Genomic DNA, 25,077 nt, shown 5'->3' on the forward strand with positions numbered 1-25,077 from the left:
TGTAGGGTGGTCGGAACGTTGCAATACGCATTAATGGTCGACGATGGACACCGATGGATATCACCACATGCGTTATGGATCTGCGACCGGCTCTCTGATTAACGTAAATTATATAATTTACTACAGCATTTTTCCTTCTCTCAGCATTGCCTCAAATGCCTCACTCGATACTGGCGGGCTAAAATAAAATCCTTGTATTTCATCACAATGCTGACGCCGCAAAAAGGCAATCTGTTCATTCGTTTCCACACCTTCAGCAATCACTTGCAGACGCAAGTTATGCGCTAACGAAATGATAGAAGCCACAATCGCAGCATCGTCTTGATCGTTAGTAATATCACGTACAAAAGATTGATCAATTTTCAGCGCATCAATCGGAAAGCGCTTAAGGTAAGCAAGGCTGGAATAACCGGTTCCAAAATCATCAATCGATAACTGAACACCAACGCTTTTCAAATGTTTGAGAATGCCGACAGCAAGCTCCACGTCTGACATGACCAGACTTTCCGTTAACTCCACTTCCAGATAATGCGGCGTTAACTCAGTGTCATGTAATGTCTTAATAATCGACTGTACCAAATCTTTTTGATAAAACTGACGCACTGATAAATTGACCGCCACGCGTAAATAGCCTAGGCCTTTACGTTGCAAATCTTTATTAAATTCACATGCGGTACGCAAGACCCACGCGCCAATTTGTACAATCATGCCGGTTTCTTCGGCCACTTCGATAAATCGAATCGGGGAAATAGCACCAAATTTAGGATGTATCCAACGAATCAACGCTTCCATCCCAATAATACGCCCTGTGCGCACATCCACTTGCGGCTGGTAATGCAAGACAAACTCCTTGCGTTCCAATGCAGTGCGTAAATCGCCTTCGATACGTAAGCGCTCTAAAGCCCTTTCATTCATGGCCGCGGTGTAAAACTGGTAATTATTGCTCCCCATTTCCTTGGCGCGATACATGGCGATATCGGCATTTTTAAGCAAGGTTTCCGGATCTTGTCCATCATTCGGATATACCGCCACCCCCACACTGCAAGTCAGGAAAAAATCATGGCCCTCAATTTGCAACGGCTTTGCAATCGCATCCATCAAACGTTGTATCAGATTAACTGCCAAGGTTTCTTCAGGACGCTCCGGCAAAATCAGAACGAACTCATCTCCGCCAAGGCGGGCAATCGTATCGAATTCACGTGTAAAAGCTTTAAGCAATGCCGCCACTTTGTTCAGTAGTTGATCACCGGCGTTGTGACCCAAAGTGTCATTAACGAATTTAAATCTATCCAAATCCAGAAATAGCACCCACACTTGATGGTTATAGCGGGCACCATAAACAATCGACTGGCTTAAGCGATCCCGCAGTACATTGCGATTGACCAATCCGGTAAGCGTATCGTGACGCGCTTGATGTTCCAGCTCGGACTCATAACGCTTCATTTCTGTGATGTCGTACAAAGCGGTGACGAAATGCGTGACCTTATCGAAATCGTCTTTGACCGGCGCAATATACATATCCGTCCATAACAACCCACCGTCTTTACGATAGCTACGAAATATGGCATTGCCAGTGCGCTTTTCTTTGATGGCACTGTAAATTTCTTCTTTGCCTATCTGCTCAATATCTGCTCCCTGCAGAATTTCGAGATTGTGTCCTATCACTTGCTCGGCACTGTAACCGGTGATGCGTTCAAATGCAGGATTAACATATTCGATAGCATAGTCCGGCGCGGCGGCACTACTAATAATAATGGCGTGCGCACTCGATTCAATCGCGCGTTCACGCAGCTGCAGCGCTTGCTCCGCACGTTTCCGTGCGACGCTATCTTCTTTCATTAATTCGGTTGCTATGCGCACTTGCTGACTCTGCACGCCGACTAATTGCTGAATCTGTCTTGAACGCCTTCCGGTTACATACACATAAGTAGCGCCAAACAAACTCAATAAAGTGCCAAGCAGCAGAACCAGTAGCGAGCCTTCATGATTTTTAGTGATTCGTCCCACAGGGATTGCGGCAACGACATACCATTCCTTCCCGGCGACATCAAAAGTGCGTGAAATGGTTTCAGGAGTATCTTGAAATAACCATTTTGGCAGATGATCGAAAACACTGGTTTCCACCATCTTCACCGGTTTAATAGCGCTGCGATATACCAAAGCGTTCTCATCGGGTGTCGCGCTGGCATACACATGAAGTATGACGTTAGCTAAGGGCTGGTTGCCCTCATTTTCCAAAATTTTCTCTACTACCTGATCCGCACGAAGCACTGCGCTGGTATAGCCGACTACCTCCCGATGCCTGTCTTCTACTGTATTTATCACCGCACCATGCCGATACACCGGCATCACAATGACGAAACCCAATCGATTATTACGCAATTGCGCAACGTTAAATAAATTGGAGGCCGATGGCAGACCGGTATCGCGTGCGCGTTCAGTCGGGCCTTGCAACGCCGGACTATTGCTGACGTCCAGACCAAATGCAAGTTCATTGCCTTGCATCGGTTCTATATAGTCAACAATACGTAATTGTTTTGAAGTGATCGGCTCTTCCGTCTCGATTGCCGAAGCATCCGCCCAATCCAGTTCTTTAATTTTAAAATCGGGATAACGCTTGCGCATCTGCGCTTCAAATGCAGTGCGTTCTGAGGGCGCAAGTATCCGTTGGTAACTCAGCGCATAGATGTACGGAGAGCGCTGTAGCAATGGCTGGACAAAAACGCGGAATTGATCACGCGTAGGTTTATCAACGGCGATAAAAAGCTGCGTCACCGTGCGTAAATCATGCACCATATCTTCAAAACCTTTAACCACCGTACGCAGATGGATATCGGCACTTTGATGAAAATCAGAACGCATTTTTTGATGTTCCAGGTGACGCACACCCAAAAACATACTCATCGTGATGAGGAAACCCGACAACAAGGTTGCAAAAGTTACTAAAGGTAAAAAAAGAGGATGGTCTCTTCGAAACATTTCCGCTCCGCTATATTGGACTTCTGTCAAAACCATCGCCTCCGCTAAAGCTAGCCCGCATAAATTTATGCCGATAAACGCAGACGTACGCATGTACGATGCGCATCACGGGTACGATAATTGATTGGTCAGCTTAAGCTGAGAACAGATTCCAAAAGTTGTCTATTTACTTGTTCAAAATATTACGACAAGTTTAACTAGGAAAAGTCTAGCTGAGATTTCTTTTCGGGATTAAAGCAGTATTTCAATGCAAATTAATGAATTTATTTCCGCAATGAAATTTAATGTTGTTTGGCGCTATCAAACGCCTGATTTATCGGTGGTTGATGGCTCTGGAAGCAAGCAGGCATCTACAACTTGCAAATTGTTATCTTTCGCAAAGTTAACCACAAAATGATAGGCAAGCGGTTCGATCTCACGCAGATCCTCATTGACCACTACTGAGCGGATCCCATTGAGCAAAATAGGCCGGACGTATGGGGAGTATTGCAGATGGGCATTGCGCCCTCCGCTTTCTGGGCGAAAACATGACATCACACCACATAAGCGATCAGACCAGTCACTAGGTCGGAATTGCTTACCGTCGGTGGTAACGCCTAGGATAAAAAACTCGCGGGCGAGATTAGCAGGTGGAATAGTATCGGCCATGCATACAACTCATTTCTTCTATAACAATACGTACAGATTGATGCTCACCATCCTTGTGGGCGGTGCGCCAGTGATTAGTAAGTAAGGCTTACGAAATCATGCATATTATATCTTATAGAAGACTAGAAGTACTTGATGAAAAATGCGGGAGCATTAAATGCCCCGCTTTTATGTGCGCTAAAAAATTTTAGACCCGGCGCATCGACGACAGTACAACGGCAAGGTCAGTCGGCACAACAACGTAGAAACATTTTGGTGCTTTTAAGCAACCCAGATAGCGATAGACAGCAATAATAACAAAAACATCCAGAGTAGCACCGCCCTCCAGACCAAGCCGACCGTGCTTTGCAATGCGCGCGGCGTTGGCGCATCACCCGGCGGAGCATCACTCTCCTCATCAAGTTCGCTCGCATCTACAATCGAGGCATCAACAGGCAGAATCGTACTCGCATTTTCGTCAGGCGTGCCAAGCAATACTCCCATGGCACCACCGCCGGCTGACAAAATAATACCGTCAGTTTCACTTTTCCAGCGGCCAGCAAAATTACGCCAGGCGAAAATTGCATCTTCAAAATTACCCACAACGGCAAATGCAGCTGCCGTCAAACGTGCTGGAATCCAATCTATCCAGTAGAAAGCTTGTGCTGCGAAGCGCCCAAAATTTTCATTTCTCATATGATCTGGCTCATTCCAAGCCCGTGCCAAGTACTCAGACACACGATACATTACTGCACAAGCCGGACCGATCGGCATCAGAAACCAGAAAAATACGCCAAACACATTCCGATGTGTGGTGATTAAAGCCTTTTCAACGGCAATCCGGGAAATTTCACCCACCTCCATATTGGTCGTATCTTGCTTAGTCCACTCCGCCAACAATGTCCGCGCGGTTGTTTCGTCCCCAGTATTGAGCGCCAGCTGAATAGAGGTGAAGTAATGACTATAGTGGCGAAATCCCAGCGTCAGATAAACGATCACCACATTCCAGATAAACGCCGCAGCAAAGCCGATATGCAGACATAACCAATAAATCAACGCCGTCGGCACCATCAATGCCAACATCATGCAACACCACGCCAATCGTCCATGACGCGCCTGCCCTGCATTGAACCACGCCTCCATTCTGGTAGCGAAATATTTGATCCATGCATAAACTGGATTGTCTGCGCGTAGCGGCTTGAGTTGCTCGATCAGCAGCGCCAATAGAATAGAGAAAAAAGTCATCAACCAGCCTTAGGTGTTAGGAAATAAGTATGCAAAAAATTGTGTAGACCAGGCGTATCGACGCAAATAGTACGACTGTACGGCAAGGCGGCGCAACAAGGTATAAACAATTTTTTGGTCGTACTTACATCTCGTGAAACTTGTTTATTATTATGAATACAAGGATATGACTATACGATAACGCAGGCTGGTCACAGAATCAAATTTGACGCAAAAAAACTGATGCTTAAGCGCTCACTATGCCCGCAATAGGTGAAACAGATTACGCAGCATAGCGGCAGTTGCCCCCCAAATAAAAAATCTATCGTAGGGCATCGTATAAAAAGTCCGACGATAACCATCCGGCAGATCCAGTGTACGTAGCTGATGATTCAAGCCATCCATCAAAAATGCCAATGGCACTTCGAATATCTCTGCCACTTCATCGGCATCAGCTTTAAATTCCACCGGTGGCGTAATCAATCCCACCACTGGCGTGACACGATATCCTGTTCCGGTGAAATATTCGGGCATAGTGCCGATCACTTCCACTTGCTCGCGTGGCAAGCCGATCTCCTCCTCCGCTTCACGCAATGCGGTCTCTATCGGCGAGGTGTCGTATGTTTCAGCACGCCCACCCGGAAAACTCACTTGCCCGGCATGATCTGTCAGATGTGCGGTGCGCTGCGTAAATAGCAAAGTAAGCCCTTCGTCGCGCAATACAATTGGCATCAATACGGATGCTGCGGTAGGCTCAACCTGCTGCGTCTGCAGACGTAAGCGTTCATCGGTTTTTTCAGGCTGCCATACAGGAGGTTGGACGAAACGCTGCCGTAACCATGCAGCATTTAAGCGCTCTGGAGACAATGCCAACTCGCCGGCCACGTTGTCGATTGGCAGCATTAATGGATCAAAAGTCAACTTAACCAAAACATTTCCTATTTAAGGATGCACCATCTTATTTTTTCTGCAATATGCTTGTTATATATTTTAATTATGGCCGCATGAAAATAAATTGAACAGTAAATTGCGCAACAAAAAGGTGAAATAAAAAAGGACGCCAATTGGCGTCCTTTTTTATGTAAAACATACCAAACAACTTATTCGGCAGCTTTAGCGACAACACGACGTTGTGGCAATTTTTCTTTGATACGTGCCGATTTACCTGAACGCTCACGCAGGTAGTACAGCTTAGCGCGACGTACATCACCGCGACGTTTCACTTCAATCGAAGCGATCAGTGGCGAATACAATTGGAATGTACGCTCAACGCCTTCGCCGGAAGAAATCTTACGGACGATGAAGTTGGAATTCAAACCACGGTTACGACGAGAAATTACAACACCTTCGTAAGCCTGCGCACGCTTGCGTGTACCTTCAACCACGTTGACGTTAACGACAACGGTGTCACCAGGGGCGAATTCAGGGATGTTTTTGCCTAAACGGGCAATTTCTTCTTGCTCAAGTTGCTGGATCAGATCCATTTTTAGCTCCAAATGCCATCTTGCTGACGCTGTTATTACCTGTGCATTGCTGCGTGCTCAGTAGAGGATGGGGTTTAAAAAATTACATCATTTTTACTACTTCTCTGCGCTCACTACATTGCGCAAAAACTTTTCGTCGCTGGCTGAAAGCAAACCTGCCATACGCGCTTTGACTATCAAGTCCGGCCGTTTCTTCGCAGTCGCCAAAAGCGCCTGCTGACGTCGCCATTTCTCAATTTCAGCATGGTGTCCACCCATCAATACAGGGGGAACAGGCATACCATCATATTCTTCAGGACGAGTGTAATGTGGACAATCAAGCATGCCGTTGACAAAACTGTCTTCGACCGCTGACGCGCCATCGTTCAGTACGCCAGGCAATTGCCGGATCACCGCATCCATCAATGCCATCGCCGGCAATTCACCGCCCGACAAAACAAAATCGCCAAGGCTGATTTCTTCGTCAACACAGCGATCCAACAAACGTTGATCGACAGCTTCATAACGACCGCACAACAATATCAAACCCGGCTCTGCACTGAATTGCATTACACGCTGATGCGTAAGTGGCTGTCCTTGCGGTGATAAATACACCACTTTAGACACCACCGAAGAAACTTGTTGTTGCCGTTGCTTAGCCGCGTTGATCGCCGCTTCCAGCGGTTTGGCCAGCATTACCATGCCAGGACCACCGCCGTAAGGCCTGTCATCTACGGTGCGATGATTATCGGTCGTGAAATCACGCGGATTCCACAATGCCAATTCGCATTTTTTTTGTTCAAACGCACGTCGTGTAATACCCGACTGCGTGAGCGCCGCAAACATTTCAGGGAATAGCGTGACGACATCAAATTGCATTATTTATGCCCATCCTCGCCATACCCGCTTCGTTGCGACTTAATAATCCAGACCCCAGTCTACTGTGATCTTTTTTGCCGCCTGATCAACAGTTTTGACAAATTGGTCCACAAACGGGATCAGCAATTCTGCTGGTGCCTTAGCTTGCACAGCCATATCGGCTGCTGCAGCGATTACAGGTACTGTAATGCGCAAAATCGGATGTGCGCCATTGTCCATCATGTCAGTGACAATGCCGAGCTGTTCACCTTGCAGATTCTCAACGGCTAAACCGATCAAATCCAACCAGTAAAACTCGCCATCTTCCAATGCTGGAAAATGACTACGCCGTACGTGCACCACCGAGCCTTTGAGTGCTTCAGCAGCCTCACGCCCGGCGACACCAACCAAACGCGCCACAATGTCGCCACTGTGGTGTTTTGCCTGCATCATCTCAACGTCATGCAAATCATGAGGATGAACTTGCCCGCCAAGCTGCGCAGGCTTACCCAACCACCATTTTTTAGCACTCAATAAAGCATCAGCATCGGGCGAGTACGGTTTAATCCGGACCCAACCAACAATGCCATAGGCCCCGGTAATGTGACCGACCATCACCAAATCTGCTGGGATCGCAACTTCTGCTGCCATTCCGGATTGCTGAGCCGATTGCGTGACGTTAGACAAAGGCAATACTATTAAGCAGCTTTAGGAGCAGCAGCAACCAAACGCGCTACTGTTGGCGACATTTGTGCGCCAACGCCTTGCCAGTGTGTCAAACGATCTTGAGCAACACGGAAGCTTTCCGATGCGCCAGACGCTACTGGGTTGTAAAAACCAATGCGCTCAATAAAGCGACCATCGCGACGATTGCGTGAATCAGTCACTACGATATTGTAAAAAGGGCGCTTCTTAGCACCACCACGAGATAAACGGATAACGACCATAATGATTCCAAAAAGTGTTGTCGAGCACGGAAAAAGCCGTGGATTATAACGCCATTCACCACACCACCGCAACCTTATACTGCCAAATTCATATAAAACTATGTCGCATCGCTGCATCATTACGCTGCAGAAATTGCGTTTTAATTCACATTTCCCCCTCTGTTTATTACTTTATAGCAAAAATTTTGGCGCACTTTCATTCTGATCGTTTTGACCAGCACGCCTTACGTTACACTACCGCACTCAATAGAGTTATTTCGCCTAGCAACCACTCACATCTGCAGCAATACTCATGACCACGCCACATAAAAACAAAACCCTAACCACTTTTCTCGCCACCGTTTTCGGCGGCATCGGACTACATCGTTTTTACTTGAATGGCATGAAGGATAAATGGGGCTGGCTGCATTTTGTCACTTTGCCATTATCGCTATTGGCATGGTTAATATGGCCGGATCAGCAAAAAATGTTTCTATTTTTGCCTTTGTTTATCTCGGCATTAATTGCGATTCTGGAATCGCTGATCATAGGCTTAACGCCAGATGAAAAATGGGATGCGCAACACAATGTCGCTTCCGGCAAAAAATCAGCATCAACATGGATATTAGCCGTGATTTTAGTACTTACTGTCGCCGTTGGTGCGACCGGCCTGATCGCTGCCATTGCCCGCACTTTCGATTTACTATTTACCGGCGGCGCTTATGGATAACATTTTCGCCTAATTCCGTTTTATTTTTTTGGAAGAGACATGACTACAGACTATCAACGCCACGGAACAGTGGCCGTCATCACATTAAACAATCCGCCGGTCAATGCGATGAACATTGCCACACGCACTGCATTCGTTGATGGCATTCACAAAGCACTCAACGATGATACGGTAAAAGCCATCGTCATCACTGGTGCCGGCAAAGTATTTTCAGGCGGCGCAGATATCAAAGAATTCAATACGCCCGCCATGCTGGCCGAACCTAACTTACATATGATGATAGATGCGGTTGAGAACGCCACCAAACCTGTCGTCGCCGCCATCCACACTTTATGCATAGGTGGCGGACTGGAATTGTCACTAGCCTGCCACTACCGTGTCGCTACACCAAGCGCATTGTGCGGCCTGCCAGAAGTACAACTCGGTCTTTTGCCAGGCGCAGGTGGCACTCAACGATTACCGCGCGCCGTCGGACTGGAGCGCGGACTAGCCATGATCGTTTCCGGCGTGCCAGTGGAAGCAGAAAAACTCGCCAACACCGCGTTATTCGATCAGATGATTAATGGCGATCTGTTGCAAGATGCAATCACCTTCGCCGAGAGCATTGCCGATGCCCGTCCACTGCCCAAGATACGCGATATCAGCATGGATCATGCAAACGCGGAAGTCATCTTACAAACGATGCGCGACAAGATCGCTGCCAAGGCCGACACATTTCCTGCACCAGCGAAATGCGTAGATGCCATTGCGGCCACTCTCACACAAAGTTTCGATGAAGGCATTCAACTCGAAAGTCAATTTTTCATAGAGTTGCTGCTAAGCCCGGAATCCAAAGCTCTGCGCGAGGCCTTCTTCAGCCAACGCGCCGCAAAAAAACGTGACGCGTAGCCATCATTAAAACCGCCAGGTCACACCAACACCAAGTTGGTGTGCAACCTCCGCCTCATTCAATCCAAATTTAATACCTGCATCAAGATCAACATTCTTCGTCGGCGAGTAGACAAGACCTGTCAAAAAATAAGCAGGGTTGACGGATTGAGCGCGCTCAGAATTACGTGCAACACCGATATCAGCCGCCACCATCCATTGCTCATTTAGCTGATATGACGCAGCCGTTGACGCATACCACACCGCACGTTGGTTCTCATCCCGATCAATTTGCAAATCATAACGATCAGAAGAGATGCCGATATTGGCATTAAATGTCCACGGCGCAGCGTCATAAGAGCCAATCAAAGTCAGCGTAGTGCTAGTACGTCCATTGCCGTTGCCAAAATGTTGATTACCTGTCGGAAGAATGAGCTCAGGTCTCAATGCAAAACTCATCGCACCCTCTTCGTAAAAGCGCCATTTAGCACCAAGCGTCGTATCATTCAGGCCACGTGGCGTTGTATATGTAACGGGAACATTGACATAGACATCCAGTTTATCTGACGCCCCAACAGTGTAAGTGATATTGCCCTCATGGACACTAGCCCCATCTTGTGATGCCCAGTCAGTGTTTGCTTCCAACTGTTGGTTTCCTGTGCCTTGTGTATTCGTATCATCGGTAACGAAGGGATGTCCGGCAAAAGCTGCCGGCATCACGAATGTCAGGTATAAGACGACAATGATGTGTGATTTTTTGAATAAAACCATTTGTACCTCTCAAATTTTTTGTGCTTTCTTATTTTGCCTTTCCTCCCGAAGAAGAGAAAAGCGAGCCGTAGCATTGCGCAAATTGCAGGGGCACGCGATTTTTCAACGCATCACGCCCCTACGAATCTGCTCTGTACGCAACATTGATCAATAATTACTGCCAGCCGAAGCGCTTGATGTAAAAGGTCTTCATCGCCTGCGTCAGCATCACATAAGCGGCCAAGATACCTATCAACCATGGGAAATACGATAATGGCAACGCTTCCAATTTAAAGAATCCCGCGAGCGGCCCCATCGGCAAAAATATCCCGATTGCCATGACAATCATTGTCATGATGATTAACGGCCACGCAGCGCGACTTTGTAGGAACGGAATTTTTTGAGTACGAATCATGTGCACAATCATCGTCTGCGTTAGTAAGCCAACCACGAACCAGCCTGATTGGAACAAAGTCTGATTCGCCACTGTATCCGCGTGAAAAACATACCACATGATGACGAAAGTGGTGATATCAAAAATAGAGCTAATCGGCCCGAAGAACACCATGAATCGTCCCAAAGAACGCGAATCCCAACGCAATGGCTTCTCCACATCTTCTTTATCCACATTGTCGAACGGGATGGCTATTTGTGAAATATCGTAGAGCAAATTCTGCACTAACAGATGCATGGATAGCATAGGCAAGAATGGCAAGAACGCACTGGCAACCAATACCGAGAACACGTTACCGAAGTTAGAGCTAGCGGTCATGCGGATATATTTCAGCATGTTGTTAAAGGTTTTACGACCTTCAATCACGCCCTCTTCCAACACCATCAAACTCTTTTCCAGCAAAATCAAATCCGCTGCTTCTTTGGCGATATCGACTGCAGTATCTACTGAAATGCCAATATCCGCAGCACGCAACGCAGGCGCATCATTGATACCGTCACCCATGAAACCGACTACGTGACCATTGCTGCGTAATGCGCGCACAAGACGTTCTTTATGCAGTGGAGACAGCTTGGCAAACACATTGTTTTTCTCCGCCAGTATTGCCAGTGCTTCGTCCGACATTTTGTCAAGTTGATGGCCCAACACAACACCCTGCACATCCAGCCCGACATCATGACAAATTTTTGCTGTCACCAGTTCATTGTCTCCAGTCAGTACTTTGACGGTAACACCATGCCCTGCCAATGCTTTGATCGCTGGCGCAGTAGACTCCTTTGGAGGATCAAGAAAAGCGATGTAACCAATTAGCGTCAACTCGCCTTCGTCGGCAACGCCATAATTTGCTTTATGGGGAGGAACTTCCTTGGCAGCCACCGCCACTACGCGCAAACCTTCTTGATTCAGCCCGCGTGTCACTGCTAATACGCGCTGCAACATAGCATCATCTAACGCGACAACGTCGTCACCATCTTGCACATGAGTACAAATAGAGAGCAGCTCTTCGACTGCACCTTTGCAAATCAACTCATGATGATCTTCACGCTCGGAAACCACCACCGACATGCGGCGACGTTGAAAATCAAACGGCACTTCATCAATTTTTTTGTAATCTTGCGCCAGCTTTAATTCCGTCTGCAATTCAACGTGATCAAGTACCGCGCGGTCTAGCAAATTCTTCAGGCCGGTCTGGTAATAACTGTTCAAATAAGCGAACTTCAGGACATTATCAGAGGCCTGTCCAAACACATCGGTATGACGCTCCAGGCAAATTTTATCCTGTGTCAAAGTGCCAGTTTTATCTGTACACAATACATCCATCGCACCAAAATTTTGAATGGCATCAAGGCGTTTTACCACCACTTTTTTACGTGCCAATATCACCGCGCCTTTGGCCAAAGTCGACGTGACAATCATCGGCAGCATTTCTGGCGTCAACCCAACCGCCACCGCCAGTGCAAACAAAAATGCTTCGCTCCAGTCACCTTTGGTAAAACCATTGATCAACAATACGATCGGCACCATGACCAGGGCAAAGCGAATCAACAACCAACTGACACTATTCACACCTTGCTGAAATGCGGTTGGCGCGCGATCCGTAGACGTAACGCGTACCGCCAAAGTACCAAAATACGTCTGATTACCTGTCGTCAGCACTACTGCCATAGCTGAACCGGAAACCACATTGGTACCCATGAAGAGAATGTTATCCAATTCAATTGGATTATCCCCACCCACACCGTCTTGGTTTTCAACAAATTTCTCCACCGGCAGCGATTCACCTGTCATCGCCGACTGACTAACGAATAGATCTTTGGCAGAAATGACTCTGCAATCGGCTGGAATCATGTCGCCCGCAGATAGAAAAATCAGATCTCCAGGGACCAGTTCTTTGATTGGCAGTTCTATTTTATGGGCAGGATTAACGTGAACATTGATTTCAAAATAGCGCCTGGCTTCAGCACTGGCCTCAATCGAATTATCACGTCGCAGCACTGTTGCGGTATTGCTGACCATCGCTTTCAACTTGTCTGCAGCGCGGTTAGAGCGCCCTTCTTGCACGAAGCGAATCATGGTCGATAGCACCACCATAATGCTGATGACGATAGTCGCTTCAATATCATCGGTGACGTAGGAAATAATCGCCAACACAGTAAGCAGTAAGTTGAACGGATTTTTATATGAGTGCCATAAATCCATCCACCATGGCGACGGCTTCTCATGCGCCACTTCATTGATGCCCACCCGCTCCCGAATTCTTTCGGCTTCAGCGTTGCTTAACCCTTCCTCATGTGCATGCAGGCGCACTAACACGGCAGGAATATCTTCACGCGATGCGAGCAATAACTCTCGTGACAAATGATCAGGCACAGCGCGCGACAAATTTGCCGATGAGTTCACATCCGGCATAGCGGTGCGGCGGAATTGGCGAGGCATGCTTTTGCTATGCAAAAATGCGTCAAACAGACTCTTAAATAGATTCATTTTTTTCTCCGTATGAACAGCAACAATAAATGCACAGCTAGCTAGCGTAGCCACGTGCGTTGTCTGTTCTATGCGTTATTTATTAGGTGGTGCATGCACCAATTGCAGGTACTGGAAAAGTACCAGGCAATGCGTCTTTAGCAGCGGCTAAAAAGCGATATAGGAGCGGGTTCCATATGTATTCCTTAATATTACGCAATGGGTAATGGACGTAAGACGGCCACGCGTAGGGAACCACTGTGAAACTTGTGATGTCATTGCACACGATGGCATTACTGACTAAAAAACAAGACAGGCAGCAAGGCGCAACATGCGCGCATAAAACAGCAGAATTTGATTTTGAGTGTCGGAAAAATCCGACCAAGACACCATACCTGTGAAGTCAGGTACGGAGAAGATGAGATCCGTGGGCCAGACTACGCAGCGATGACTATCAACAAATAGTTACTACTATCACCAGAACAAGTACCCACAAAGGTCTCCATGAAAACTAAACGGGGCGATTATAATTGGTGCGTTGCGGTAAAGTCAACTCACAATTTTATTCTTAGTGCTAAATGCAAAGACTCGTTCATCAGTCGAATTTAAGTGCCCGGTTATGCTGTTTTATTTGCTTCTTTTAGACTTGTAACGCGATGTGGTGCGGCCAATCTCAACGCGTTTGATTAGCAATAATAAATTTCAGACTCTCGGCCGCAATGCAAGCGATTAACGTGCACAAGAACACGGTGTGCCAGATTCACGGGGGATACTACGGTGGCGGTTTCCGCGATCTGCTAGTCAAAACTAATGCTATGCCTCCAAGGATTGCCGCAGAAGCACCAACGAGGCGCGGCGTGATTGCCTCCGAGAGGAACACCACCCCGCCAAATGAAGCGATCAGCGGCACCGACAACTGTACGGTGGCGGCTCGCATTGCGGAAAGGTTGTTCAGCGCGGCGTACCAGATGACATACCCGATGCCGGACGTAAGTGCACCGGAGGCAATAGCCAGGACGATCCCGGTCGCATCCGCGTAAGCGTGGGCGATGAAAAGCAAACTCAGCACAAGGGCGAGCGGCACCGCTCTCGCGAAGTTGCGTGCCGTGGCGGCCAGCGGGTCGGCCACTCCGCGACCGCGCAGCGAGTACACTCCCCACGACACGCCAGCGACCACCATCAACGCAGCACCGAAGAGCGGCGGTGATGCAACGCCCGGCGATACCAGGTAGACCAATCCCGCGACAGCCAGCGCGAGACCGAGCCATGCGATGAATCCGAACTTCTCGCCTGAGCGCAAACCCACGCTGAACATCGTCAATTGAACCGCCCCGAATAGTATCAACGCACCTGTACCTGCGGACAAAGTGAGGTAGGCGAAGGAGAAGAACGCAACATAAGCAAACAGCATGGCCACAGCGAGCCAGTCGGTACGGTTGGGCACGACTGGTTCCGACTTACACAGAACGATGATGGTAAGCATGATCGCACCTGAAACCAGCCGGATGCATGCGAAGCTGGCCGGATCAATGCCGCCTTGCTGTAACGCGAGCCGGCACAATAGAGAATTGGCTGCAAAGGCGAGTATCGCCACCGCAGTGAGGGCAATGGTCTGCAAGGTGGGCCGATCACCGCGCTCTTTATGCATGAGTCGCCACCAATACGACAGCCCAAGACAACAGCGCGACACCGAGCGGTTTGCTGAGGCGCTGCCCCCAGCGAACGTTCTTTTCAATCGCCATCGCGGCCGCAAGCAGGAGCATCCAGCCGAGGCTGCCGGTGCCAAACGCGAACATTAACAACATCAGCGCCCAGCAGCATCCGACACAAAATAGGCCGTGCTGCGCACCAAGCGCGAACGCGTGCCACGCTTGCGCATAACCACGCCAATGTTCGATAACGAAGCTCAAGGGTGTGCGACACTTTTCCAGGCAACGGTACTTGAGCCTGCTGAACTGGAAGGCACCCGCCAACGCAATGATCGCAGCGCCAATCAGCCAACCATGCCAGGCTAATGTCGGTACGCTGGTGATCAGGATCAGCATTGCACTGTGAAGTAGATGCGCCACGAGTCCGAATGCTCCCCACACTGTCACGTAGCCCAGGCCGAGCAGCATGAGGAGACGCCCATGATCCGGGCGCTGGGCAGTCAATCGGTCGAAAACGTCAAACAACGGCAAGGTGGTTGGCAGCATCATGGCCGCAATCATGAGTATCCACGCGACGGTGTAGAGCGCCATGGGTACGACAATATCGCCAGCGGGAATCACTCGGCACAGAAACGCCGCCGGCCCTGATGCCGTCCAGTCGCCGTGCTCAAGATAGCGTCCGTATGGGCTGCGCGCCCACGCCCACAAGGCCACCCATGCTAGTGCGATCAGAATCGGCAGAAACACACGATGGTGGCGCGAAATGCCAGGTGATTGCGAGCCTGCCCTCAGACTCATGCGTCAAAGACGAACGTGCTTTGCAAAGCGTTGTGGTTCTTGATGTTAAGGTCAATACCGAGGGCTGCATTCTTGGATCGATAGGTCGGGGCCTTACCGACGAACACCGGAGCCCCCGGTACCGTCGAAAATATGGTGTCGGAAAGGACGGTCTGACCACCAGTCGCGCCGAGATAGGGTTCGAGTTCAGCATAGTAGTTTTTGCCGATCTCGATTTCACCCTTGCCTGCAACCACGGTGAAACGGATTGGTGCCCGCTCTACCGATACCACCTCGCCAATGAGCTTGGCGAGATCGGCAACCGGCCCACCGGCTTGACCTGTGTAGACTTTCAGCAGTGCCTCTTCCTGCGCCTTGGATGCCTGATCGTCGACGTAGATTGCAGCAGTCCAGTTACCCGCCAGGATATTGCCGGGCACATGAGCCACGGCCGCGATAGTGTTGCCGCCGACATCAACGCCGTCAACCGTTCCTTTGTCAACGCGCCATGCGACGATGGTGTCGCAGGTACCATTGTCGGGATCTTCGCCGATCCAGCAGGGGCACAGGACGTTGCAGTTGCAAACCTCAAGCAAACGACCTTCTAGGTGATAGCTCATATAAACCTCCATTGAGCCACACGAGCATCGACTTGTCGCCGTGGCTCAGGCGACAAATTGGAAAATTAATGCTACGCCGTGCAATAGGCCAAGTCAAGCCAGCTACTGGGCTAACAAGCCGTGGTGAGATGTCATTGCGTCATTTAACTTGGGGAGTAACGCATCGACGTTCGCATTGCGCAACGCCCTTAAAAGATGCTTGTAGCCGATATGTCACTTTCGCAGTTCGGCCAAAACTCAACAGTCAGTTTTACCTTGAGAGAAAGCACAATGCATTACGGCTGCTAATGCTGAATATCCTGCCATAAGAACCTGACAGGTCAAGAATTGCGGCAAAATTAATCATGTTGCAACTAGAAAAAATGGCTTATACCAAATACGTATAAGCCATTTACATAAGTCATTTTTACTCTATTTAGAATAGAGCTTAATTTAAGAACCCGTTTTTGCCACCCACACTAAAACGACCCGCTCCCAATAACAACACGGCAACGGCAACAAACAAGTAAAACCCTTGCAGTTCTAACTGCCAGCCGCCGGTATCGTTGATCATCATCAGTTGTTTGCTGTGAACCAGGCCAAACGCAACCAACATATTCACCACCACGATCAGTGCACCGATGCGACTCCAGACGCCGAATAAAATCAGCAGCGGCGCCACGATTTCGCCGACATACACCAGATATGCCAATGCTGGTGGCAGACCTGCATGACTCAACAAGCCAACGATATAACCAGGCCCGCTTAAAATTTTAGACACGCCATGAAACAAAATCAAAATAGCTAGCGTCGCACGAAGGACTAATTTTCCCAGGTCATCGGTATGCATGTATTTATCCCCTTTGTAGATACAAAATGAATCGGATCAAATTTTGTTTATATATCACTCTTGATTATAAGCCGTAATTCGCTCAACCTCAACCTTAGACCCCAGAAAAACTGGCACGCGTTGATGCAGCTTGGTCGGTTGAATATCCAAAATCGCCTGTTTACCGTCGGTCGCCAGACCACCGGCCTGCTCCACTAATAGCGCCATTGGATTGGCTTCATACATCAAACGCAATTTGCCCGGCACGCTGGTATCGCGACTGTCGGCGGGATACATGAAAATACCGCCACGTGTAAGGATGCGATGCACATCAGCTACCATCGCAGCAATCCAGCGCATGTTGTAATTTTTCTTCAACGGTCCAGTCGCGCCCGCTTGCATTTCATTGATATAACGCGTTACCGGCGGATACCAATGACGCGCGTTCGAAGCATTAATCGCATATTCTTGAGTCTCCACTGGAATTTGCATATTGCTTTGCGTGAGCACCCATGAACCGGTTTCACGATCCAAAGTAAACGCGTGAACACCATTCCCGGTTGTCAGTATCAACATGCTTTGCGGACCGTAGATCGCATAGCCAGCGGCAACCTGTTTACGTCCAGGCTGCATAAAATCTTTTTCAGTTGGCGTTGTCATGCCATCCGGTGCTTTCAATACGGAGAAAATCGTGCCGATAGAAACGTTGATGTCAATATTGCTCGAACCATCCAATGGATCAAACAATAGTAAATATTCACCTTGCGGGTAACGATTTGGAATCGGATGAATACTTTCCATTTCCTCCGAGGCCATTGCCGCTAAATGGCCGCCCCACTCATTCGCTTCCAGTAAAATTTCATTGGAAAGAATATCCAATTTTTTTTGTACTTCACCCTGCACGTTCTCACTACCGGCGCTGCCAAGCACTTCACCCAAAGCACCTTTGGAAACTGCATGACTAATGGTTTTACACGCGCGCCCAACGGTTTCAATTAATAGACGCAATTCTGCGGGAATACTGTTGTGCTGACGCTGTTGTTCGATCAAATGTTGCGTAAGACTGATGCGTTTCATGGTGTTCTTTCTTTAAAACTTATTACTCGTTTATGCTTTTCCGCTCTACTCTCTCCCACTTGCAGGAAAGAGCAGCGGTTGCGGTTAAATTAATTGGCCAATGCCTTGGTAATCACTTCCAACACATCTTTTGATAAATTCTTCTCAGCAGCAACGCGCTCCAAAGCAGTGCGCATTTTTTCCTGCAGCGCTGGAGCATATTTGCGCCAACGATCCAAGGTGCGCGACAATCTGGCAGCCACTTGCGGATTAACGCCGTTCAAGGCAATCACTTGATCTGCCCAGAACTCATAACCACTACCATCAGCCGCATGGAATTTAGCAGGATTGCCATTGCAGAAACTAAAAATCAGACTACGCGCACGATTAGGGTTTTTTAACGTGAACGCCGGATGGTTGAGCAAATCACGTACAGCAGCAACGTCCGCAGTACGTGCCATCGCCTGTAAAGAAAACCATTTATCAATGACCAAGGCTTCTTGTTCAAAATCTTTATAGAACTTGGCCAACGCCGCTGTTTTTCCCGGTGCACTACTATTTGCCAGTGCCATCAATGCTGCAAACCGGTCAGTCATGTTGTTGGCGTTATCATATTGCTGTTGCGCCAATTTATGCGATTCGGCGTCATCTGCTTCCATCAGATAGGCCAAAGCCAGATTTTTCAATGCACGCTTACCCGACGCTTCCGCATCAGGACTATATTCGCCCGGTGTTGCATTGGCTTTATAGGCTGCCAGCAAATCCGTTTTAAGCGCGTTCGCTAAAGTACGACGCAGATACTGACGGGCCGAATGAATTGCCAGCGGGTCAATCACATCGCATTGCTCTGCCAATGTCGCTTCCGACGGCAAGCTCAAAATCACGTCTCGGAAAGCTGCGTCTAACGACTGATCTATTAACGCTGCTCCAAAAGCATCGCTAAGAGCGGCATGATTCGCCGGCGTCACTGACAGCAGTCGATCGATCCAAGAGCTATCATTTTTTTCCATGTTGGCAGGGTAATTTTCCCGTACAACAGCGGTCATTGCTAACAAGCTGCGCGCAGCCAATCGTTGACCAGCTTCCCAACGATTAAATGCGTCACTGTCGTGCGCCAACAAGAAAGCCAACTCTACGTCTGTATAGTCGATATCAAGCACAACTGGCGCAGAGAAATTGCGCAAAATAGATGGCACTGGCTGTTTTTCGATATCGACAAAACGGAAGGTCTGCTGCGCCTTAGTCAGTTCCAATACACGCGTAGTTGCACCGTCCTTGGCTTCGCCACGCAGACGCAAAGGAATGTCATTGCCGCTGCTGTCCAATAAACCAACCGCAACAGGAATATGGAAAGGTAATTTCTTGGCTTGCCCCGGAGTCGCCGGACACGCTTGCGACAAGGTGATTTCATAGGCCTTTTTAGCCGCGTCATAATGCGTTTTTACCTGCACACGCGGCGTACCCGCCTGGTTATACCAGCGTTCAAACTGCGTTAAATCACGGCCATTCGCATCGGCCATCGCTGCGCGGAAATCATCGCATGTTACGGCTTGCTCATCGTGACGTTGGAAATACAGATCCATCCCTTTGCGGAAACCATCGCGTCCCAACAAAGTTTGATACATGCGCACCACTTCCGCGCCTTTTTCGTAAATGGTGACTGTATAAAAATTATTAATTTCGACGTAATCATCAGGGCGTACCGAGTGCGCCATCGGACCGGCATCCTCAGGGAATTGCACCTGACGCAAAACTCGTACGTCATCAATGCGCTTCACAGCGCGACCGCTGTCAGTACCAACCATATCGGCTGAAAATTCCTGATCGCGGAACACCGTCAAACCTTCTTTCAACGACAACTGAAACCAATCGCGACACGTCACGCGATTACCAGTCCAGTTGTGGAAATATTCGTGACCAACCACTGCCTCAATACCAGCATAATCGGTATCAGTCGCGGTATCTGGCTTAGCCAGAACGAATTTGGTATTGAAAATATTCAGACCTTTATTTTCCATCGCGCCCATGTTGAAATCACCGACGGCGACAATCATGAAACGGTCCAAATCCAATTCCAGACCAAAACGCTCTTCATCCCAGCGAATGCTGTTGATCAGGGAATCCATCGCATGCTGGGTTTTATCCAGATTGCCTTTTTCTACCCATACCTGCAGCAATACTTCACGACCAGACTTGAGCGTATATTTTTGTTCCTGCTTGACCAATTTACCCGCCACTAAAGCGAATAAATACGATGGTTTCTTGAACGGGTCTTCCCATTTTGCATAGTGACGACCATCACCTAAATCGCCTTCTTCAAGCAAATTACCGTTCGATAGCAGCACCGGATATTTTTTCTTATCCGCACGCAGCATGACAGTATATTTCGCCATCACATCCGGACGATCCGGGAAATAAGTGATTTTGCGGAAACCTTCGGCTTCGCACTGTGTGAAGAAATTTTTATTAGAGACGTATAAACCGCTGAGCGATGTATTTTTTTCCGGCTGCAGCAATGTTTCGACGTCAAGAATGACTTTTGCAGGCGCATTAGCAATGCGTAGCACCCCTGCCTTTAATGTATATTGACTGGGCTTCAGCACTTTGCCATTCAAGCGCAATTGCACTAATTCCAACTCTTCGCCCAACAAAACGATCTCTTTGCTGGTGCTGGCCGGGTTACGGCGCATAGCTATACGGGTCGCGACGCGGGTAGCTGTCGGATCCAAATCAAAGCCCATTTCTACCGTATCAATCAGATAAGATGGTACGGTGTAATCTTTACGATAAATAGTGGCTGGCGTAGAAACTGTATCGTTGCGCATAAAATTGGAGTAAAGAAAGTCGTGGAAAGCACGATTCTACCAATCTACGGCGCTTTGCTATGGTTTTTTGCTGAAAATTTACTGCATACATTTATTAAAAAATTACTCTTTTGCTGACAACTATGAAGCGCTCGTCATCGTTGCTGCACTTTTGGCTGGATTAAAGCCCCGACCAGCTCATGCGGACTTATGCTAAGAACTACCTCTCAATAAAGTTACAAACAGCAACAATTGTTAGCAATCCAACTGAGTAAAAGAGTGATAATTGAGCTTCTTGTACCCTTGCTATAATAGCGAAATGGGGAAATACAAAAATAATCTATGGACCAGAATAGAAACGAGGACACGTCATGAAAATTAATATCAAGCGTTATTTAGGACTCGGCATCGTAGCATCGTGTTTACTATTATCTGGTTGCGCTTCCGTCATCCGTAGCAACGTCACGGCATTCAATGAATGGCCAGCCGATCTGACTGACAAGTCGTACACGTTTGCAACAACGGCCGAACAAAACAATGATCTGGAATATCGCAATTACGAAACGCTGATCGCAGCAGAATTACAGCACCTCGGCTTTACCCAAGTAGCCAACGGCGCGCCGGCACAACTTAAGGTGTCATTCGACTATGGAATCAGTTCACGCGAAGTGCGCGTGGTGGAACCGGTAGTCGTTGATCCTGGCTGGCCTGGATATCCGTTCTACGGCCCATATTGGGGTGCCGGGCCTTATGGTCGGTACTATGGTCGCGTGTACGATCCACTTTGGTATGGTGGCATGTATGGTCCGGCACCTGGCGTCATTGTCCCACGTGAATCGAACTACGAAATGTTTACGCGCCATCTGCATATCGATATCGCGCACGCCGGCAATGGTAAAAAGCTCTATGAAGTCAACGTGAATAGCGAAGGCCGTATCGGCGTGTTAGCCACCGTCATGCCTTATCTGGTACGTAGTGCATTTACTGACTTCCCGGGCCAAAGTGGTCTGTCACATGTGGTCGAGTTGAAGCTGGACGGCAAATAAAAGCGTATTTTACAAACGATTTACATAGCAAAAAAGCTGACCACATAAGTTTATGTGGTCAGCTTTTTTATTAACAGCGTTGGATTTTAATCTTAGATGCCTAGCGCAATTGCTTAGCCTGACCGGTTAAGTATACAACCATTCACTACCCATCGTAATGAGACAAATCAACGCCACTACCAAGATCAATATAATTAACAAGCGACCAAATTTAGGCGTACCGCTTGTATCAGTTACTAACTCTTCATCTTCTTCAGTGATTGTCGCCAAATTTTCTTTTGTTTTGTTGTCGGTCATGATGTCATTACGGAATAAGAATTGTGGAACCAGTGGTGTTCCGCGATTCTAATGCAATATGCGCCTGGGCAACATCTTTCAACGCATAACGTTGATTAATCTCAATCTTGATTTTCCCGCTCTCCACCATCTGAAACAGATCGGCGGCGGCGGCATCTAACGCCTCACGCGTAGCCACATAAGCAGGCAGCGATGGTCGTGTGATGAATAAAGAACCACGCGATGCTAACTCGTTCAAGCTAAATGGCGGCACGGCACCGGAAGCATTCCCGAAACTGACCATCGTTCCCAACGGTGACAAGCAATCCAGAGAGCCGATAAACGTATCTTTGCCGATCGAATCGTAAACCACCGGTACACCTTTTCCATCCGTGATTTCTTTGACACGCTCGACGAAATTTTCTGTTTTATAGTTGATCACATGGGTACAACCAGCGGCTTTTGCCAGCGCTGCTTTCTCCGGCGTACTCACGGTACCTATCATCTTGACACCCAAGGCACGCGCCCATTGCGCCGCAATCAGGCCAACCCCGCCAGCTGCTGCATGAAACAAAATCGTTTCACCACCCTTTAATGGAAATGTCTGACGAAATAAATATTGCGCAGTTAACCCTTGCAACGTCATCGCTGCTGCGGTGTCATAGCTTATCGCATCGGGCAGCTTAATCAGCAATGCTGCTGGTAACAATCGCTCTTCCGAATAAGCACCATTAGGGCGACCGCAATACGTGACGCGATCGCCAGCTTTGAAGTTATGCACACCGGCACCAACAGAGATAATCTCGCCAGCAGCCTCTTGCCCCAAGCCAGCCGGCAGAGGCTGCGGATACAATCCGGTACGGAAATACACATCGATAAAATTCAAGCCACAAGCGTGATGCTTAATTCTGACTTCCCCCGGGCCAGGCTCGCCAACCTCCACATCAACATATTCCATCACCTCAGGTCCGCCGGTCTTACTTATTCTGATTGCTTTCACCATGATACGTCTCGCTTCTTCTATAGAAATGATATGGTGGAATTGTAATGCGTATGGAAAATTTCGTTTTGATGTGACGAATTATGAAAATGCGATGTAAAAAAGGAATAGTCGTATGCACCGACTACTCCTTTTAATATGATTGCTAAAAAATTTACTTGCCTTTAAATATCGACCCCAACACCCCGCGCACAATCTGCCGCCCAACTTGCGATCCCATCGTCCGCGCAGCAGATTTAACGACCGCTTCTACTAACGTATCTTTATTTTTTGGCGATCCGCTGCCGCCAAATAAACCACCCAGCGTGTTACTCCAATAGCCGCCTGTATTGCTATTGGGATTTGCTGGCGCCGGTGCTGAACCAACCGCGCCACCTCCTGCCGATCTCCCCCAACCGTCAGACGATGCGCTATCTGTTGTGTGTTGCGCTTTGAGAATTTCGTAGGCGGACTCACGATCGACTGCTTTTTCATACACGCCAGCAACGACGGAGTTGGCCATCAATTGCTGACGCTCTTCTGATGTAATCGGGCCAATTTGCGACGCTGGAGGAACAACATAAGCACGCTCAACAATAGTCGGACTGCCTTTTTCATCCAGAAACGACACCAATGCTTCACCAACGCCCAACTCAGTAATCACTTGCGCGGTATCTAATTGCGGATTTGGGCGGAAAGTGTCAGCGGCGGCTTTCACCGCTTTTTGATCACGTGGCGTAAAAGCACGCAAAGCATGTTGCACCCGATTGCCTAACTGGCCGAGTATGGTGCCTGGAATATCTAACGGATTTTGCGTCACAAAATATACCCCGACGCCTTTAGAGCGAATCAAGCGCACTACCTGTTCGATTTTTTGCAGCAACGGCTTGGGCGCTTCACTAAATAACAGGTGCGCCTCATCGAAGAAGAAAACCAGCTTGGGCTTATCTTGATCACCGATTTCCGGCAAGTGCTCGTAAAGCTGCGATAACAACCATAGCAAAAAGGTCGAATACAAATGCGGTGCATTCATCAACTTATCGGCGGCCAAGATGTTCACAATGCCTTTGCCGTTGCTATCGGTCTGGATCAAGTCGTCGATGTTGAGCATAGGCTCGCCAAAGAAGATATTGCCGCCTTGCTCCTCTATCGCAATCATGCCACGTTGAATCGCGCCGATACTGGCCGCAGAAACATTCCCGTACTCAGTTTTAAAGCTCGCAGCATTATCACCAACGTGCTGCAACATCGCGCGTAAATCTTTGGTATCGAGCAGCAACCAGCCGTTGTCATCAGCGATTTTAAACACCAGTTGAAATACACCTTGCTGAGTCTCGTTGAGATTGAGCATGCGTGCCAATAGTAAAGGACCAAGATCTGAAATCGTTGCCCGCACCGGATGACCTTGCTGTCCATACACATCCCAAAACGTCACGGGTACTGCCGCCCATTTTGGTTCAGTGATGCCGCGCTCAGCCAGGATTTTCAACAATTTCGACGACGGCTCACCTGCCTTTGCCATACCAGATAAATCGCCTTTTACGTCTGCCATAAAAACCGGCACACCGATATCCGATAATTCTTGCGCAAAAGTTTGCAAGGTCACAGTCTTGCCTGTACCGGTTGCGCCGGTAATGCAACCATGTCGATTGATTAACGCTGGCAGCACTACAAATTCAGATGTCGCATTTTTTGCTAATAAAAGGGGATTTGGCATGATT

Annotated in this window: 22 protein-coding genes; 3 read left to right on the plus strand and 19 right to left on the minus strand. The window is 48.4% G+C overall.

The window, feature by feature from the left end; genetic code table 11:
- Positions 1-120: 120 nt before the first annotated feature.
- The 8 genes from GEV47_RS05505 to rpsP all read right to left on the minus strand — a co-directional run bounded on the left by GEV47_RS05505 (position 121) and on the right by rpsP (position 8,098).
- Positions 121-2,979: a bifunctional diguanylate cyclase/phosphodiesterase gene (locus tag GEV47_RS05505; RefSeq protein WP_153233648.1), complete on the minus strand. Its 2,859-nt coding sequence runs from the start codon at positions 2,977-2,979 to the stop codon at positions 121-123.
- A gap of 300 nt (positions 2,980-3,279) precedes the next feature.
- Positions 3,280-3,627, minus strand: a complete 348-nt coding sequence (locus GEV47_RS05510) for a DUF3579 domain-containing protein (RefSeq protein ID WP_153233649.1) — start codon at positions 3,625-3,627, stop codon at positions 3,280-3,282.
- 261 nt (positions 3,628-3,888) lie between these two features.
- Positions 3,889-4,851 (minus strand): CobD/CbiB family protein, encoded by a 963-nt coding sequence (locus GEV47_RS05515; protein WP_153233650.1) that lies wholly within the window; start codon positions 4,849-4,851, stop codon positions 3,889-3,891.
- 237 nt (positions 4,852-5,088) lie between these two features.
- Positions 5,089-5,760, minus strand: a complete 672-nt coding sequence (locus tag GEV47_RS05520; RefSeq protein WP_228124572.1) for a CoA pyrophosphatase — start codon at positions 5,758-5,760, stop codon at positions 5,089-5,091.
- Between the two features lie 170 nt (positions 5,761-5,930).
- The gene (gene rplS / locus GEV47_RS05525; RefSeq protein WP_153233651.1) at positions 5,931-6,314 is read right to left on the minus strand and encodes a 50S ribosomal protein L19; all 384 of its coding nucleotides are present in this window, start codon (positions 6,312-6,314) and stop codon (positions 5,931-5,933) included.
- Between the two features lie 96 nt (positions 6,315-6,410).
- Positions 6,411-7,172, minus strand: a complete 762-nt coding sequence (gene trmD, locus GEV47_RS05530) for a tRNA (guanosine(37)-N1)-methyltransferase TrmD (protein WP_153233652.1) — start codon at positions 7,170-7,172, stop codon at positions 6,411-6,413.
- Between the two features lie 39 nt (positions 7,173-7,211).
- Entirely contained in the window at positions 7,212-7,802 is a 591-nt protein-coding gene (gene rimM, locus GEV47_RS05535; RefSeq protein WP_153233653.1) for a ribosome maturation factor RimM, read from the minus strand.
- Between the two features lie 47 nt (positions 7,803-7,849).
- Positions 7,850-8,098: a 30S ribosomal protein S16 gene (gene rpsP, locus GEV47_RS05540; RefSeq protein WP_153233654.1), complete on the minus strand. Its 249-nt coding sequence runs from the start codon at positions 8,096-8,098 to the stop codon at positions 7,850-7,852.
- Between the two features lie 292 nt (positions 8,099-8,390).
- Between rpsP and GEV47_RS05545 the strand changes: the two genes are divergently transcribed.
- Entirely contained in the window at positions 8,391-8,807 is a 417-nt protein-coding gene (locus GEV47_RS05545; protein WP_153233655.1) for an NINE protein, read from the plus strand.
- Between the two features lie 39 nt (positions 8,808-8,846).
- Entirely contained in the window at positions 8,847-9,695 is an 849-nt protein-coding gene (locus GEV47_RS05550) for an enoyl-CoA hydratase/isomerase family protein (protein ID WP_153233656.1), read from the plus strand.
- Positions 9,696-9,701: 6 nt separating this feature from the next.
- On the opposite strand, the gene GEV47_RS05555 is transcribed toward GEV47_RS05550, so the two are convergent.
- From GEV47_RS05555 to pepN, 8 genes are all read right to left on the minus strand, one after another.
- Entirely contained in the window at positions 9,702-10,445 is a 744-nt protein-coding gene (locus tag GEV47_RS05555) for a transporter (protein WP_153233657.1), read from the minus strand.
- 154 nt (positions 10,446-10,599) lie between these two features.
- Positions 10,600-13,362, minus strand: a complete 2,763-nt coding sequence (gene mgtA, locus GEV47_RS05560; protein ID WP_153233658.1) for a magnesium-translocating P-type ATPase — start codon at positions 13,360-13,362, stop codon at positions 10,600-10,602.
- 751 nt (positions 13,363-14,113) lie between these two features.
- Positions 14,114-14,989, minus strand: coding sequence for a DMT family transporter (locus GEV47_RS05565; protein WP_153233659.1), 876 nt, complete (start codon positions 14,987-14,989; stop codon positions 14,114-14,116).
- Entirely contained in the window at positions 14,982-15,788 is an 807-nt protein-coding gene (locus GEV47_RS05570; protein WP_153233660.1) for a DUF2182 domain-containing protein, read from the minus strand. Before GEV47_RS05570 ends, GEV47_RS05565 begins: the two co-directional genes overlap by 8 nt.
- Positions 15,785-16,387: a DUF1326 domain-containing protein gene (locus GEV47_RS05575; protein WP_153233661.1), complete on the minus strand. Its 603-nt coding sequence runs from the start codon at positions 16,385-16,387 to the stop codon at positions 15,785-15,787. The genes GEV47_RS05570 and GEV47_RS05575 overlap by 4 nt, the downstream gene beginning before the upstream one ends.
- 427 nt (positions 16,388-16,814) lie before the next feature.
- Entirely contained in the window at positions 16,815-17,216 is a 402-nt protein-coding gene (locus GEV47_RS05580; protein ID WP_153233662.1) for a DoxX family protein, read from the minus strand.
- Positions 17,217-17,270: 54 nt separating this feature from the next.
- Positions 17,271-18,272 carry a class 1 fructose-bisphosphatase gene (locus GEV47_RS05585; protein WP_153233663.1) on the minus strand — a complete coding sequence of 334 codons (1,002 nt, stop codon included), beginning with the start codon at positions 18,270-18,272 and terminating at the stop codon, positions 17,271-17,273.
- 89 nt (positions 18,273-18,361) lie between these two features.
- Positions 18,362-21,076, minus strand: a complete 2,715-nt coding sequence (pepN, locus tag GEV47_RS05590) for an aminopeptidase N (RefSeq protein ID WP_153233664.1) — start codon at positions 21,074-21,076, stop codon at positions 18,362-18,364.
- A 350-nt stretch (positions 21,077-21,426) separates the two neighbouring features.
- On the opposite strand from pepN, the gene GEV47_RS05595 reads away from it, so the two are divergent.
- A complete protein-coding gene (locus tag GEV47_RS05595; RefSeq protein WP_153233665.1) occupies positions 21,427-22,101 on the plus strand; it encodes a DUF4136 domain-containing protein in 675 nt (224 codons plus the stop codon).
- 126 nt (positions 22,102-22,227) lie between these two features.
- On the opposite strand, the gene GEV47_RS19345 is transcribed toward GEV47_RS05595, so the two are convergent.
- The 3 genes from GEV47_RS19345 to GEV47_RS05605 form a co-directional block, all read right to left on the minus strand.
- Complete coding sequence (locus GEV47_RS19345) at positions 22,228-22,398, minus strand: hypothetical protein (protein WP_194270574.1); 171 nt, start codon at positions 22,396-22,398, stop codon at positions 22,228-22,230.
- Positions 22,399-22,405: 7 nt separating this feature from the next.
- Positions 22,406-23,380: a quinone oxidoreductase family protein gene (locus tag GEV47_RS05600; RefSeq protein ID WP_153233666.1), complete on the minus strand. Its 975-nt coding sequence runs from the start codon at positions 23,378-23,380 to the stop codon at positions 22,406-22,408.
- Between the two features lie 151 nt (positions 23,381-23,531).
- Positions 23,532-25,073, minus strand: a complete 1,542-nt coding sequence (locus tag GEV47_RS05605; protein ID WP_153233667.1) for a helicase HerA-like C-terminal domain-containing protein — start codon at positions 25,071-25,073, stop codon at positions 23,532-23,534.
- Positions 25,074-25,077: the final 4 nt, after the last annotated feature.

It is taken from the genome of Glaciimonas soli (assembly GCF_009497155.1).
Classification (GTDB): domain Bacteria; phylum Pseudomonadota; class Gammaproteobacteria; order Burkholderiales; family Burkholderiaceae_D; genus Glaciimonas; species Glaciimonas soli.